Below are 13496 nucleotides of genomic sequence, written 5' to 3' on the forward strand. Positions count from 1 at the left end.
ACGCCGGGCATCTGCTCGGCACCATGCGCGGCGGCGAACGGCCCGCGCTGGTGGCCGCGAGCCCGCGCGTCCGGGCGCTGCGCACGGCAGACCTCGCCGGGCTCACCGTCGAGCTCGTCACCGAGGACCTCGCCGAGTGGGACTACGGCGAGTACGAGGGCCTGTCGACGCCGCGGATCCGCGAGACCGTGCCCGGCTGGACGGTGTGGACGCATCCCTGCCCGGGCGGCGAGACGGCGACGCAGGTGGGCGCCCGCGCTGCGCGGGTCGTCGAGCGAGTCCGCGCGGCGCTGCCCGACGGCGACGTCATCCTGGTGGGGCACGGGCACTTCAGCCGCGTGCTGATCGCGACCTGGCTCGGCCTCGACCCGGAGTCAGGCGTCCACTTCGGACTCGAGGCGGCCGCGATCTCGGTACTCGGGGACGAGCGCGGCACGCCCCAGGTCACGCGGCTGAACGTGCCACCGGTACTGGACTGAGGGGGCGGCATGCCAGATCCGCGGGTACGGCGCGTTCGTGAGTCCGATGTGGACGCCGTGGTCGGCCTGGTGCACGAGCTCGCGGAGTACGAGCGCGCCGCGGACGAATGCCACCTCACCGCCGATCAGCTGCGCACCGCGCTGTTCCGCGAGTCTCCCGCACTGTTCGCCCACGTCGCCGAACTCGACGGGGAGGTCGTCGGCTGCGCGCTGTGGTTCAGGAACTTCTCCACCTGGCACGGCACGCACGGCATCTACCTGGAGGACCTCTACGTCCGGCCGGCCGCACGCGGCGCCGGGCTGGGCAAGGCGCTGCTGACCACGCTCGCCGAGGAGTGCGTCGCGCGGGGATACCTGCGGCTGGAGTGGTGGGTCCTGGACTGGAACGAGCCCGCCATCGGCTTCTACGAGTCGCTCGGCGCGATCGCGATGGACGAATGGACCGTGTACCGGCTCACCGGGGCAGCCCTGAACCGACTGGCCGAAACCCAGGCAACAGCCGCGAACGATTGAGGAGCCGCCCCCGTTACCTACGGCTGATCGAGCAGGATGAGGTAGGCGTCGAGTTGGGCCGCGCCGGCGAGAAGGTCGCGGCTGCGCGTGGTCAGCCGGTCCTGCCAGGAGTCGAGGAAGGCGCGCAACGCGTCCGCCCCGCCCGCCTCGCGCAGCGACTCGACGAACTGCGCGACCTGGCGCAGCGGGTACCCGCCTCGACGCAGCTGCCGCGCGATCTCGGCGTCGCGCACACAGTCCGGTCCGTATTCGCGGTAGCCGGTTGCCCGGTCGCGTTCGGGGCACAGGATGCCCACGGTCTCCCAGGCGCGCAGCGTCGCCGGGTGCACGCCGAGCCGACGCGCGAGCTCGCCCACGGTCAGCGGTCGACCATTGACCGGCCTGGGTGTCGTGGTGGACAGGCCGCCAAGGGCCGTCGCGGACTCGGTGCGGGTCTCACGTTCGGCGAGCAGCGCGACGTGCGCGGCGTCGATGAGCCGGTAGGCGGACTCCGTGTCGCCCTGGTTCGTCGCGCGCATGATCTCCATCGCCTGCTGGTGTCGGTGGCCACGGCGCAACGCGAGGAAGGCACGCAGGGCCTGCGCGTGCCGGGGCGTGTAACGCCGGTAGCCGGTCTCGCTGCGCTCGGTCGGCGGGAGGATGCCCGCGTCCTCGTAGTTGCGGACCGCCTGTGCGGACAACCCGTGTTCACGGGCGAGGTCGATGGGTCGCAGCTTGCACCTCCGATTGAGGCTTCGATCTATCGATTCCAGGTATGCGTCGTGGAAGTCTCACTCGATTCTTCAACGATATTGTCGAGGGCTGTTCCTTTCGGAAGGGGTGTTCATGTCCACGGCCGCAGCACTGCGTGGGATCAGCCGCCAACTCGACGACCCGGCAAGCCTGGGCCGTGCCCTCGACGACCTGCTCGCCGCACGGACCGAGCCGCCCGCACTGCTCGCCCTCGGCGAGCCGACCCACGGAATCGAGGCTTTCCCGTTGCTGCGCAACGAAGTCCTCGGCCACCTCGTCGAACGCGGGTACCGGTCGATCGTGCTGGAGACCGACATCCTTGCCGCGTCCGACGTCGACGACTACGTGGGCGGTGCGACGGCGGAGGTCGACACGGTGCTCGCGACCGGGTTCAGCCACGGGTTCGGCGCCGTGCCGGGCAACCGTGAACTCGTCGAATGGCTCCGCGCGCACAACGCCGACCGCGCGCCGCAGGACCGGGTTCGCTTCCACGGCTTCGACGCGCCGGTGGAGACCGCCGGTGCGCCGAGCCCGCGACACGCACTGTCCTCGGTCGACGACTACCTGCCCGTCGCGCTGCGGCCAGAGTCAGTCCGCGACCTCGACGCGCTGCTCGGCGAGGACGCGGACTGGACGAACCAGGCGGCCATGTTCGACCCGGCAGCGTCCATCGGCGACTCCGACCGTGCTCGCGCCCTGCGCATCGTCGCCGACGACCTCGCCAGCGCGCTGCGCCGCGCGGCACCCGGCCTGCGCCCCGCCGACCCGACCGGCTACGACCACGCCGTCGCGCACGCGCGGACCGCCCAGGGCCTGCTGCGCTATCACGCCGCCATGGCCAGTCCCGCACCCGATCGCATCGCGACCTTGGCCAGCCTGCGCGCCGAGATGATGGCCGAGAACCTGCTCGCGATCGTTGCGCAGGAACAGCGACGCGGGCCAAGCCTGGTGTTCGCGCACAACGGGCACCTCCGGCCCGCGCGGTCCAACCTGCCGGTCGGCGAGGAGGACGTGAGCTGGGGAAGCGCCGGCGCGCTCGTCGGGCTCACCCTCGGCGAGCGCTACGTGTTCCTGGCAACCGACGCCAACCCCGCCAGCGACCCGGGCACCCTCCAGGGCGTGCTCGCCGAGGCGACCACCCGGCGCGCCCTGTTCCCGGCACCGGCCCTGCGCGCCGCGCTTCCCCCGTCGATCGGCGCGGGCGAACCGATCGTGCCCGGCCACCTCCCGCTGAACCCGGCGGAGTTGGACGGCGCTGACGCGGTCATCTTTGTCGCCGACACCGATGGCAAGCGGCATCAGTACTGGTAGCGGCACTCGATGCGGTGGTGCACCGGCAGCGGGAACCTCGTGCCAGTGCGCTGCTACGCCCGCTCGAAGACGAGGTCGAAGTCCTTGCGCCAGGTTGATCCGTGATCCTCGGACGCCTCCCAGCGACCCGCGATCCGGTCGGGCCCGACGTCAGCGATGAACCGCTGGAACATGTCGGGGTCCTCGCGACTCAGGTTCCAACGCGAGCCGTCGAATGTCATGGCGAAGACCCGGCAGACACCTCGTTCGTCGTGGTAGAGGGCCGTGTAGGCGTCGTGCGCGTCACTGCGACCGAGAACCAGGACCATCTCACTCGTGGCCTTTCCGACATCGCCCGCCATCGTCCAGCGGAAGACCACGAACGCGTCGCCGAGCCACTCGACCGTGGCCGAGCCTGCCACCTCCCGGTCGGCTGGCTCCAGGAACCACGCGTTCCGCATCGTCGTCTGCCACGATCCAACCAGGACGTCCAACTGCTCCATGGCCTCGTTGCGCATCGCTACCTCCTCGACGTTGACGCTGGGTCGGCTCCCGCTGGCGGCGAACTCATCGGTCGAGGGATGCCCAGGAGTGGCCCAGTGATCCACCAGTGCACGATCATGCCGCTGAGCGAGTGCGACCACGTACGCCGATGTCTCCTGATTCCGTGTTCCTTTGTATCTCGTCCTGGCACGATCGATGGTCGGCACCGTCGTTTCCAGGGGCGTGCCGAACCAGCCGGAGAGCGCGTCTCGCAGCGCGAGCGCGGCGGTGTCGGTGGGTTCGTCGATGGTTGCGGCCCAGGCGATGTGGGCGTCCGGGCGGATCAGTAGGGCGTCGGCCGGTCGATGATCGGTTTCGGCGGTGTGGACGTCGACGCGGTGCTGCCAGTCTCGGACGGTTTCGCGGAGGTCCGCACGGTCGGCGAGGTCGAGGAGGATGGGCCGTGCGGTGTGCATGAGCTCCGCGACGCTGGTCGTGGCCTGGTCGGTGTGCAGGGTGAGGTCGGGCGCGAAGGTGCCGGTCATGGCGTGGTGGTTGGAGCCGGGTGTGGGGTAGCGGATGTCGGTGCCGGCCACGAGGGCTCCGAGGCGGCGCAGTGGCTGCTCGTCGACGAGCAGCTCCTGGAAGACCTCCCGAAGCGCTTCGGCGGCCGCGTCGTGTCCGCGCCTCAATGCCACCTGAGCTTGGGTGTGCAGCAGGGCACGTGCGCCGGCGAGGTGGCGTTCGTCGTGATACGTGTCCAGCAGGCCGGCCGGCGCCCAGCCGTGGACGGCGGCGGCCAGCTTCCAGGCAAGGTTGACCGTGTCGAGCAGGCCCGCGTTGAGTGCTACGCCCGTGGCGGGAAACAGGTGGGCCGCATCTCCGGCGAGCAGGATCCGCCCGTCGCGATATCGCTGCGCCTGTCGAGCCTGAAAGATGAAGCGCGACAACCGAAGCGGCTCTCCCAAGGGCAGATCCGCGCCGAGCACGCGACGGATGCTGTCCTGGAACTCGGTCAGGCCCATCGGTACGTCATCGTCGTATTCGCCTGTCCCCTCTTCGGTGGTGAGGACGAGCAGAACCTCGGGGGTGAGCGACCCGAGCGCGAAGACACCACGATCCGTTCGCGTGAAGCCCGCACGGATCCTGCCCAGTCCGGTGACGTCGAGGTCGCCGTTGCCGAGCCTGGTCACCGAATCGGGGACAGTGAGCTGGCCGAACCGGTTGACTTCTGGATAGGTGGTGCCGGGGAACGGAATGCCGACCCGGTCACGGACCCGGCTGCGCGGGCCGTCACAGCCCACCAGGTATCGGGCGGTCACCCGGTACTGCCCGGCCGGGCCGCGCACGTCCGCGGTCACCGTGGCGTCGTCCTGGCTCAACCCGACCATTTCGTGTCCGCGGTGTAGGTCGGCGCCGAGTTCGCGGGCGCGTTCGTCGAGCACGTCCTCGAGTCGCGATTGTGGGAGCCGCAGCGCGTGCAGGGGGGAATCTGCCAGGTGTCTCAGGTCCAGATCCACACCGCCGAACGGGAATGCGGGAGCCGGGCGGGGATCGGTGCCGGCCGCCTCGAATCGTTCCAGCAGGCCTCGGTAGTGCAGCAGTCGCAGGATCTGCCCGCTGAGACCGTTGGCCTTCGGGGCCTCTCGAGCGTGCGGCTGCCGCTCCAGCACCAGCGGTCGCACGCCGGCCAGGCGCAGCTCACCGGCCAACATCAGGCCGGTCGGGCCGGCGCCCACGACGATCACGTCGGCGTCCATCACCGGCCATCCCCCGCACGGCATTTCCTCGCGTCCACGCGCGACCCGGGCGCCGACAACGACACACGCACTTCGCTACCCCATTTCCGCGGGTTCTGACCTTGGCCGCGGATTCTGCGGCACGACCCGGGTCTTGCCGCAAGCCCCCCAGTGCGCTATACGTTGAGAGCGGAGGGGGTACTCCCTCCTTTGTCCACTGTGGACTGGCCACGATCAGGGGCGGCGGCCCGCAAGGACGCAGAACTCGTTCCCCTCTGGGTCGGCAAGACAGACCCAGCTCTCCTCGCCGGTTTGGCCGACGTCGACGTGTCGAGCACCTAGGTCGAGCAGGCGACGGACCTCTTCGTCTTGCTCCCTGTCGGTTGGGTTGACGTCGAGGTGGAGCCTGTTCTTGACGGTCTTGCCCTCGGGCACGCGCGCGAATGTCAACGTCGGTGGCACCGGGCCACGGCGGTTCTTGCCTTCAGGCACCACAGGGGAGCCAATTGTGACAATTCCGTCGTCTTGGTCTTGCACCTCGTAGTCGAGGACCGAGCACCAGAACCGGGCGAGACCGTTGGGATCGGCACAGTCGATCGCAAGCTCGGTGAACTTACTGGTCATGTCAGGACCTCCCAGGCAAGGTAGCCGGGTCCGCCAAAGGCCACACGCTAACGCAGTTTGACTCACTCCAGCGATTGCAATCGAACGCGAGTTCGGTATGGTTGACGTGGGCGGTACGCATCGGCGTGGCCGGGAGGACGAACATGAAGGGCGACCGGGTCGAGATCGTGGTCGACGCCGGTGACACGACCCGCACCTACGATGTCGTGGCGACGCGGGCCGGTCGGCGGGTGGAGGTCAGCATCGGTCGCGGCGTGGTCGAGGTCGTGGAAGTCACCCGCACCGGCAACCCGGTACGCACAGCACGTTTCATGGCCAGCAAGGTTCTCGCGCTCGTCGAACACCCGGTGGCGCCCCGGCCGCTCGACGACGAGCGGGAGGACGAATCCCGCCGCGCGCGATGAGCCCGACGAGCGGGTCGTGCACGAAGGTGCAACCGCCGCGGCGGCGAAATCGTCGGGTCCAGGTGTCGAATTGGGGCCACCCCGCTCGACGCACAGGTATGACTGACACCAGAAACGAACCGATCTCGACTCGCAACCTCGACCGCTACGGGTCCGCGGAGCTGCCCTGGAGCCGCCCGCGCGACATCCTCGCCACCGACACCCCCGGAGCCGACCTGACGTTCTTCGTGGCGACCGTACGGCCCGATGGACGGCCGCACTCGGCGGGTGTCGGAGCCACCTGGGTGGACGGGGCGCTCTACTTCAAGGGCGGTCCGGGCACCCGCAGGTCGCGCAACCTGGCGGCGAACCCGGCGTGCAGTGTGTCGGTGCGCCTGCGCGGCATCGACCTGGTGCTCGAGGGCGAGGCCCGCCGGGTCACCGATTCCTCCACTTTGGAGCGTGTGGCGGCCGTGTACCGCGCGGGCGGCTGGCCGGCCTCGGTGCAGGGCGACGCACTCACGGCCCCGTACAGCGCGCCCAGTGCGGGCCCACCACCCTGGCACCTGTACCGCCTCACCCTGCACACCGCCATCGGCGTGGCCAGCGCCGAGCCACACGGCGCCACCCGCTGGACCTTCGCCCACTAACGGTGGCGACCTCGGCGCGTACGCCCTGTGATGGGCTGACAGGGCGAACGCCGCGCCCGGGATACCGGACGCGGCGTTCGGGCTCTGCGGCGGTCAGACTCCCGCGATGCTGGCGATCCAGTCGCGGTACTGGGTGATGTTCGTGTACGCCGTGGTCGTCTGCCGGTCGCTCGTGGAGGCCACGCCGACCTGGTAGTAGCCGCCGTCCACCGGGTTGGTGGCGAACATCGGGCCACCGGAGTCGCCGCCGGCGGTGATGCCGTCGATCCGGTTCGCGCAGATCGCGGTGCCGCCGCGGTAGTCCGCGCACGCGACGTCGCTGACGCCGACGTCCGCGACCTTCAGCATCTGCGACTGACAGTTGATCTCGGGCTGGTCGGTGCACGTGGCGCCCCAGCCGTAGACCTGCACGGTCTGGCCGACGTCGACCGCGTCCGCGGTGCCGAGCGGCGAGTACGTCGCGGTCACCGCGTGGTCGAGCTCGACCAGCGCGATGTCTGCCTCCGGGTTGGTGTGGATGTTCACGCCGGTGGCGCTCTCACCCTGGGTCTGGTCCAGGCTTCCGATGTTGAACGTATAGGTGCCGGCGCTCGCCACGCAGTGCTCCGCGGTCAGGATCCACGTCGGCGCGATGATCGTCGCCGAGCAGTTCTCCTGACCGTCCACGAACAAGCGGGCCGCCCACGGGGCGTTGTCCGCGAACCGGCCGTCAATGATCTTCGGCCCGATGTCACCCGACTGGTCGGCGGACGCGCCGCCCGTCGCCATGGTGATGCCGAGTGCGACTGCCGCCGCACCCAACAGGGCCGCCCCGACACGAACAAGACGCATTGCAAACCACCTCGTATCCGCGGCCGCTCACCGCGGAGCAGGGATAAGGAACCCAGTCAGGGTCACTCTTCCGAGGTAGATCCACTACCCGCCGTTAGTCGGGAATGAGGTTCTCCGGGTCAGCGCCCGGTTTGCCCGGCGTCCTCGCCATCCGAACCGTCGGAACCATCGTCCAGGCCAAGCGACCATTCGCGCGACCGGAGCGTGAAGAGCAGGTACAGCACGACCACGCACAGCACGCCGACCGGCACCCCGATCCCGGGACGCCCGGACGGGCCAGTCGCATACCAAGCGACACCGATCAGCAGCAGCTCGACGACCACGGCCGGGCTGCGTGCCCAGTGCTTGCCGAGAACGAGCGCGACCCCGACTGCGACCACGCCGCCGCCGATCACCACGAAGTAGCCGGCCTCGCCGAAGATGTTGTGGCCGGCCGTGGAGGCGCCGCCGAACGCGCGTACGAGCAGCGCCACGGCGAACCCGATGCCGGCGAGCCCCTGCAGGCCGACGAGGATCCCGGCGCCACGGATCGTCGGCGGGGCGTCGGAGGCGATGCGCACGCGAGGATCCTTCGTCGGCTGGTCGGTGGGGTCGGTTGAGATCGTAGTCCGCCGGCGCGTCCGGACTCGCCTACGCTGCGACCATGCGCGCAGTCCTGGTGGTCAACCCGAAGGCGACCGCGACCACGGCGGCCGGCCGGGACGTGCTGGCGCACGCGCTCGCCAGCGAGGTCAAGCTCGAGGTCGTCGAGACCGACTACCGCGGGCACGCGATGGCCGCCGCCGCGCAGGCCGCGGACGACGGGGCGGACCTGGTCGTCGCGCACGGCGGCGACGGCACGGTGAACGAAGTGGTCAACGGCCTGCTCTCGAGCGGCCCACGGGAGACGCTGCCGATGCTGGGCATCGTGCCGGGCGGGTCGGCCAACGTCTTCGCCCGCGCGCTCGGGCTGCCCCGCGACCCGGTGGACGCGACCCACCAGCTGCTGCACGCGCTGCAGGACCAGCGCCACCGCCGGGTCAACCTCGGCCGGGTCGACTCCGACGGGCCGGAGGCCGCGCGGTGGTTCACGTTCAGCGCCGGCGTCGGGTGGGACGCGGACGTCGTCGCGGAGGTGGAACGCAAGCGGGGCAAGCGGGCGAGCCCCGCGCTGTACACGCGGGTCGCGGTGACGCAGTACCTGAAGCCGGCGCACGGCAGGCCGCGGCTGACCGTCGAGATTCCCGGCGCGGAGCCGATCTCCGGACTGCGGCTGGTGTTCGTGTCCAACACGGACCCGTGGACTTACCTCGGCGCGCGGCCGATCCACCTCAACCGCGGCTGCGGATTCGACACCGATCTCGGCGTCTTCGCGTTGCACAGCCTTCGTCTACCGACGGTGCTGCGCCACCTCCGCCAGGCGGTCAGCCGCACGGGTGAGCAACGCGGCGGCAGGCTGTTCCGCCGCGACGACGTCCCGATGCTGACGATCGCGAGCCCCGAGCCGGTCCGCGTCCAATGCGACGGCGACCTCATCGGCGAGCGAACCTGCGTGCGAATTTGGTCGATCAGGCATGCTCTCGCGGTGGTCGGGTAGTCCCAGATAGTCGGAAATGCTCGACGGTCGGTCGTGAACCACGAGACTCAGCTGTGACCTGATTGTTACTCGACGCAGTTGCAGGCCTTTGACGTCGATCTTTTGGGTGAGTTCACGCACTGGCTGATGAAGGACCCTTGACATATGGCTGGTTCGTGAAAGCATTCACAAGCACCCCAAACGACCGGTATGACGACAGAGGCGCGTCGGAACGCGCCCAAGCGAGGAGCAAGTAGAAATGGACTGGCGCCACCGCGCGGCCTGCCGTGACGAGGACCCCGAGCTGTTCTTTCCCGTGGGGACCAGCGGTCCGGCAATATTGCAGGTCGCCCAGGCGAAGGCCGTTTGCCACCGCTGCACCGTCGCTTCCAACTGCCTGACCTGGGCGCTGCAGAGCGGCCAGGACGCGGGCGTGTGGGGCGGGATGAGCGAGGACGAGCGACGCGCGCTCAAGCGCCGCACCGCTCGTACGCGGACGAGCAGCAACGCCTGAACTGAAGACGCCACAGGGCCCGGTTCCCATCAGGGAAGCCGGGCCTTCGTGTTGGGTAGGACTGTGTTGCGGGGCAAGGGAACCCAGGCGGCTGGGCGGGCGTGGCCTCCGGCCCCCGACAACCAGCGTACCGACGAGGACCGACAACTCCGGTGTGCGCTCGCGGATCTGTGGACAGTCGGACGCATTGTGGACAACCGCGAGGGGGTCGGTGGATTCCAAGGGTCGTTGCGACACCCTTCTGATGAGGTGGTGTTTGTGGTGGGCCGGTTGTCCTTGCCGCGTTGTGCAGGTGCGGTTCTGGGGTGGGGTTCGGGCGGGCGGGTGGTGATGCGTGCCTTGTGGGCGGTGGGTGTGTCGCCGCGGACCGGGTTGCGGTGGTTCGCCGAGGCTGCGGGGTGATCGGTAACGCGCTCGGTCTGGTGCGGGACGAGAGGGTGCGGGCGATCGCGCGGCGGGCGCAGACAGTCCAGGCTCGCCCCGGCCACTCATGTGGAGTTGCGGAAGTGGGTGCGGGACGCGGCTCGAGCGGTGGTGGTCACCGGCGCGGATCTCGACCAGGCTGGCGATCGAGGTTCCCGACCGGCCGGAGCTGCGGGTGCCGCACGAGACGATCTACCAGTCCCTCTTCGCGGTACCGTGCCGGTTGGACGGTGCTCAGCGACGGTGGGACAGGGGGACGCGTAGGACCGCCTCGGTTCCGCCGCGGGTTCGGCTCCTCATCGACAGCGAGCCGCGGAGCTCCGACTCCACCAGGGTTCGCACGATCTGCAGACCCAGCCCGTTGGAGCGCTCCAGCGAGAAACCCTTCGGCAGCCCCCGCCCGTCGTCCGACACGACGACGTCGAGCCAGCGGGCCGAGCGTTCGGCGGACACCGTGACGTCCCCGGACACGCCGGGCGGGTAGGCGTGCTCGACGGCGTTCTGCACCAACTCGGTCAGCACCATGACCAGCGGCGTGGCCACCTCCGCCGCGACGACGCCGAACTGGCCGCTGCGGCGGACCCGGACGTGGTTCTCCGCCACCGCCACGTCGCCGACGACCGGGATCACCTTGTCCACCAACAAATTCAGGTCCACCCGCTCGTCGACCGACGTCGACAGGGCCTCGTGCACCATCGCGATCGCGGCCACCCGCCGGACCGACTCGCCCAGGGCCGCCCGGGCCTCCGCGCTCGCCGTGCGGCGGGACTGCAGACGCAGCAACGCGGCGACCGTCTGGAGGTTGTTCTTCACGCGGTGGTGGATCTCGCGGATCGTCGCGTCCTTCGACATCAGCGCGCGGTCGCGGCGGCGTACCTCCGTGACGTCGCGGACCAGGACCAGCGCGCCCGCCGCCTTCCCGGCCGGGCGCAACGGCAGGGCACGGAACAGCACTGCCGCGCCGCGGTGGGACTCCGCCTCCGCGCGCATGCTCGGCTGACCGTCCAAAGCGGCCAGAATGCGCTGGGCGATCTCCGTGGCGTCGAAGGGATCCGCGATCAGCCCACGGGTCAGCGGCGCAATCCGCACCCCGACGAGCTCAGCCGCGTGCCCCATCCGGTGGTAGGCCGACTGCGCGTTCGGCGACGCGAACACCACGGTTCCGGTGTTGTCCAGCCTGACCAGGCCGTCGCCCACGCGCGGGCTCGTGTGCACGTCCGCGGCCGGCTCGGAGGTCGGGAAGCTGCCGTCGACCACCATCTGGCACAGGTCCGCGGCGATGCCCAGGTACGCGATCTCCAGCGAGCTCGGCACCCGCGGCACCGCGAGGTCCGTCTCCCGCGACAGCACCGCGACCACCCGCTCGTCGAAGGTCACCGGGATCGCCTCGCGGCGCACCGGCACGCCCTGGTACCAGCGCGGGTCCTCCTCGCGGCAGATCCGCCGCTCGGCCATCGCCCGGCGCAGCTGCGGGTGGTCGGCCGCCGCGACCGTGCTCCCCACGACGTCCTCGGGGTGCGCGGTCGGCGCGGTCGTGGCCCGGGCCTGCGCCACGCACAGGAACTCCACGTCGGTCGCGGCCGGGGTGGGTGGCTCCCCGACCGGCACCCACATGAGCAGGTCGGCGAACGACAGGTCGGACAGCAGCTGCCACTCGGCGACCACCATCTGCAGGTGGTCGACCTCGCCGCCGGAGAGCTTCGTGTGCTCCGCGAGGAGGTCGGAGAGGGTGGACAAGCTAGTCGGCGCTCATCGGAGTCGACGGTCTGTCCGGTCCGGCGACGCCCGCCTCCTCGACCACCGTCTTCCGGATCTTCTCGCGCAGCCGCTGCTTCAGCGTCTCGGGTGCGTGCTCGCCGCCGCACTTGCGGGCCAGCAACACCTTCAGGTGCTCCTCGATGCCGAACTGCTCGAGGCAGGGACTGCACTCCTCCAGGTGTTTCTCGAGCAGCTGGCGACGCTCGCCGTCGCACTCGTGGTCGAGGAAGAGCCACACTTCCGCCAACACCTCGGAGCAGTCGGTCTCATGTGGTTTGCCGCAGCTCACGATCCGGTCACCTCTTGCTCGGTCGAGCGCAGGAACCCACGATCCCGCGCGACCCCGGCCAGCAGGTCACGAAGCTGCCGACGGCCGCGGTGAAGTCGGGACATCACCGTGCCGATCGGCGTGTGCATTATCTCCGCGATCTCCTTGTATGCGAACCCCTCGACGTCGGCGAGGTACACGGCCAGCCGGAAGTCCTCCGGCAGCTGCTGCAGGGCGTCCTTGACGTCGTTGTCCGGCAGCCGGTCCATGGCCTCGATCTCGGCCGAGCGCAGCCCGGTCGAGGTGTGGCTCTCGGCCCGGGCGAGCTGCCAGTCGGTGATCTCCTCGGTCGGCGACTGCTGCGGCTGGCGCTGCCGCTTGCGGTAGCCGTTGATGTAGGTGTTGGTCAGGATCCGGTACAGCCAGGCCTTGAGGTTCGTGCCCTTGGCGAAGGACGCGAACGCCGCGTAGGCCTTGAGGTAGGTCTCCTGCACCAGGTCCTCGGCGTCGGCCGGGTTGCGGGTCATCCGCAGCGCGGCGGCGTAGAGCTGGTCGAGCAACGGCATGGCGTCGCGCTCGAACCGCTCGGCCCGCTGGTCCTCGGTCTCGACCGGCGCGTCGGGGTGGGTCTCGGTGCTCGGCACCGTGCTCCCTTCCAGTCGGAACTGTCCCATCATCGGATACGCATGGGACATCTGTGAGGGTACCCGGCGGGTCTCGGTCAACACGTCACCCACAACACGCCCGGGACCTGCGACATTCCCTCAGTCCAGCGGCCGCAGGATGCGGTGTAACCACTCCTCCACGGTCCGCGAGAGGGTCCTGGCCTCCCGTTTCAACGAGTGGTCGCCGGGCAGGACGACGATCTCGCGGTGCTGCGCCGCGCCCGGCATGCCGAACGGGTCGTTCTCCCCCTGGACCACGAGCGTGGGCACCGTCACGCCGTCGAGCTCCGGCATCCGCGACTTCTCGGGCCGGCCCGGCGGGTGCACCGGGAACGCGAGGCACAGCACGCCGACCGCCTCCCCGTCCGCGGCCGTTCGGCAGGCCACCCGCGCCCCCGACGACCGCCCGCCGAACACCAGCGGCAGCTCGTGGAACCACTCGTCGGACAACCGGTCGGCCACCGCGAGCCACGCCGCGTCGAGCTGGTGGGCAGGGGCCGGCGCCCGGCGGCCCGCCACCCGGTAGGGCTGCTCGACCAGCGCGACGTCCACGCCCGCGGCCCGCGCGCCTCGGGTCGCGGCCACCAGG

16 protein-coding genes are annotated in these 13496 nt (G+C 70.2%); 7 read left to right on the forward strand and 9 right to left on the reverse strand.

What is annotated here, in order from left to right:
• Positions 1-479 (forward strand): histidine phosphatase family protein (locus tag ACRDTB_RS33810; protein ID WP_431436281.1); only part of this gene is annotated, 479 nt, incomplete at its 5' end.
• A gap of 9 nt (positions 480-488) precedes the next feature.
• Entirely contained in the window at positions 489-992 is a 504-nt protein-coding gene (locus ACRDTB_RS33815; RefSeq protein WP_431436283.1) for an N-acetyltransferase family protein, read from the forward strand.
• A 17-nt stretch (positions 993-1009) separates the two neighbouring features.
• Here the strand turns inward: ACRDTB_RS33815 and ACRDTB_RS33820 are convergent, their stop codons facing one another.
• Complete coding sequence (locus ACRDTB_RS33820; protein ID WP_431436300.1) at positions 1010-1705, reverse strand: MerR family transcriptional regulator; 696 nt, start codon at positions 1703-1705, stop codon at positions 1010-1012.
• Between the two features lie 112 nt (positions 1706-1817).
• Between ACRDTB_RS33820 and ACRDTB_RS33825 the strand changes: the two genes are divergently transcribed.
• On the forward strand, positions 1818-3035 hold the full coding sequence (locus tag ACRDTB_RS33825; RefSeq protein ID WP_431436284.1) for an erythromycin esterase family protein: 1218 nt from the start codon (positions 1818-1820) through the stop codon (positions 3033-3035).
• Between the two features lie 53 nt (positions 3036-3088).
• On the opposite strand, the gene ACRDTB_RS33830 is transcribed toward ACRDTB_RS33825, so the two are convergent.
• A complete protein-coding gene (locus tag ACRDTB_RS33830; RefSeq protein ID WP_431436301.1) occupies positions 3089-5257 on the reverse strand; it encodes an FAD-dependent monooxygenase in 2169 nt (722 codons plus the stop codon).
• A 213-nt stretch (positions 5258-5470) separates the two neighbouring features.
• A complete protein-coding gene (locus ACRDTB_RS33835) occupies positions 5471-5860 on the reverse strand; it encodes a VOC family protein (RefSeq protein WP_431436285.1) in 390 nt (129 codons plus the stop codon).
• Between the two features lie 143 nt (positions 5861-6003).
• Here ACRDTB_RS33835 and ACRDTB_RS33840 point away from each other — a divergent pair, with 143 nt between their 5' ends.
• Complete coding sequence (locus ACRDTB_RS33840; RefSeq protein ID WP_431436287.1) at positions 6004-6264, forward strand: hypothetical protein; 261 nt, start codon at positions 6004-6006, stop codon at positions 6262-6264.
• 98 nt (positions 6265-6362) lie between these two features.
• A complete protein-coding gene (locus ACRDTB_RS33845) occupies positions 6363-6893 on the forward strand; it encodes a pyridoxamine 5'-phosphate oxidase family protein (RefSeq protein ID WP_431436288.1) in 531 nt (176 codons plus the stop codon).
• 93 nt (positions 6894-6986) lie between these two features.
• Here ACRDTB_RS33845 and ACRDTB_RS33850 read toward each other — a convergent pair whose 3' ends face one another.
• Both ACRDTB_RS33850 and ACRDTB_RS33855 read right to left on the reverse strand, forming a co-directional pair.
• Positions 6987-7724 (reverse strand): S1 family peptidase, encoded by a 738-nt coding sequence (locus ACRDTB_RS33850; RefSeq protein ID WP_431436290.1) that lies wholly within the window; start codon positions 7722-7724, stop codon positions 6987-6989.
• 119 nt (positions 7725-7843) lie between these two features.
• Positions 7844-8284: a hypothetical protein gene (locus tag ACRDTB_RS33855; RefSeq protein WP_431436291.1), complete on the reverse strand. Its 441-nt coding sequence runs from the start codon at positions 8282-8284 to the stop codon at positions 7844-7846.
• Between the two features lie 83 nt (positions 8285-8367).
• On the opposite strand from ACRDTB_RS33855, the gene ACRDTB_RS33860 reads away from it, so the two are divergent.
• Positions 8368-9300 carry a diacylglycerol/lipid kinase family protein gene (locus ACRDTB_RS33860; RefSeq protein ID WP_431436293.1) on the forward strand — a complete coding sequence of 311 codons (933 nt, stop codon included), beginning with the start codon at positions 8368-8370 and terminating at the stop codon, positions 9298-9300.
• A 238-nt stretch (positions 9301-9538) separates the two neighbouring features.
• Positions 9539-9793 carry a WhiB family transcriptional regulator gene (locus ACRDTB_RS33865; protein WP_431436294.1) on the forward strand — a complete coding sequence of 85 codons (255 nt, stop codon included), beginning with the start codon at positions 9539-9541 and terminating at the stop codon, positions 9791-9793.
• 657 nt (positions 9794-10450) lie between these two features.
• Here the strand turns inward: ACRDTB_RS33865 and ACRDTB_RS33870 are convergent.
• The 4 genes from ACRDTB_RS33870 to ACRDTB_RS33885 all read right to left on the reverse strand — a co-directional run.
• A complete protein-coding gene (locus ACRDTB_RS33870; protein ID WP_431436295.1) occupies positions 10451-11953 on the reverse strand; it encodes a sensor histidine kinase in 1503 nt (500 codons plus the stop codon).
• Position 11954: 1 nt separating this feature from the next.
• The gene (rsrA, locus tag ACRDTB_RS33875; RefSeq protein WP_431436296.1) at positions 11955-12263 is read right to left on the reverse strand and encodes a mycothiol system anti-sigma-R factor; all 309 of its coding nucleotides are present in this window, start codon (positions 12261-12263) and stop codon (positions 11955-11957) included.
• A complete protein-coding gene (locus ACRDTB_RS33880) occupies positions 12260-12919 on the reverse strand; it encodes a sigma-70 family RNA polymerase sigma factor (RefSeq protein WP_431436297.1) in 660 nt (219 codons plus the stop codon). Before ACRDTB_RS33880 ends, rsrA begins: the two co-directional genes overlap by 4 nt.
• 87 nt (positions 12920-13006) lie before the next feature.
• Positions 13007-13496 (reverse strand): alpha/beta hydrolase family protein (locus ACRDTB_RS33885; RefSeq protein WP_431436299.1); only part of this gene is annotated, 490 nt, incomplete at its 5' end.

It is taken from the genome of Actinophytocola sp. (assembly GCF_050699935.1).
Taxonomy (GTDB): domain Bacteria; phylum Actinomycetota; class Actinomycetes; order Mycobacteriales; family Pseudonocardiaceae; genus Actinophytocola.

Bases quoted from the DNA above. Each gene is read 5' to 3' on its own strand.
- ACRDTB_RS33815 (WP_431436283.1), top strand. From the start codon at position 489: ATGCCAGATCCGCGGGTACGGCGCGTTCGTGAGTCCGATGTGGACGCC.
- ACRDTB_RS33825 (WP_431436284.1), top strand. From the start codon at position 1,818: ATGTCCACGGCCGCAGCACTGCGTGGGATCAGCCGCCAACTCGACGAC.
- ACRDTB_RS33830 (WP_431436301.1), bottom strand. From the start codon at position 5,257: ATGGACGCCGACGTGATCGTCGTGGGCGCCGGCCCGACCGGCCTGATG.
- ACRDTB_RS33835 (WP_431436285.1), bottom strand. From the start codon at position 5,860: ATGACCAGTAAGTTCACCGAGCTTGCGATCGACTGTGCCGATCCCAAC.
- ACRDTB_RS33840 (WP_431436287.1), top strand. From the start codon at position 6,004: ATGAAGGGCGACCGGGTCGAGATCGTGGTCGACGCCGGTGACACGACC.
- ACRDTB_RS33845 (WP_431436288.1), top strand. From the start codon at position 6,363: ATGACTGACACCAGAAACGAACCGATCTCGACTCGCAACCTCGACCGC.
- ACRDTB_RS33850 (WP_431436290.1), bottom strand. From the start codon at position 7,724: ATGCGTCTTGTTCGTGTCGGGGCGGCCCTGTTGGGTGCGGCGGCAGTC.
- ACRDTB_RS33860 (WP_431436293.1), top strand. From the start codon at position 8,368: ATGCGCGCAGTCCTGGTGGTCAACCCGAAGGCGACCGCGACCACGGCG.
- ACRDTB_RS33865 (WP_431436294.1), top strand. From the start codon at position 9,539: ATGGACTGGCGCCACCGCGCGGCCTGCCGTGACGAGGACCCCGAGCTG.
- ACRDTB_RS33880 (WP_431436297.1), bottom strand. From the start codon at position 12,919: ATGATGGGACAGTTCCGACTGGAAGGGAGCACGGTGCCGAGCACCGAG.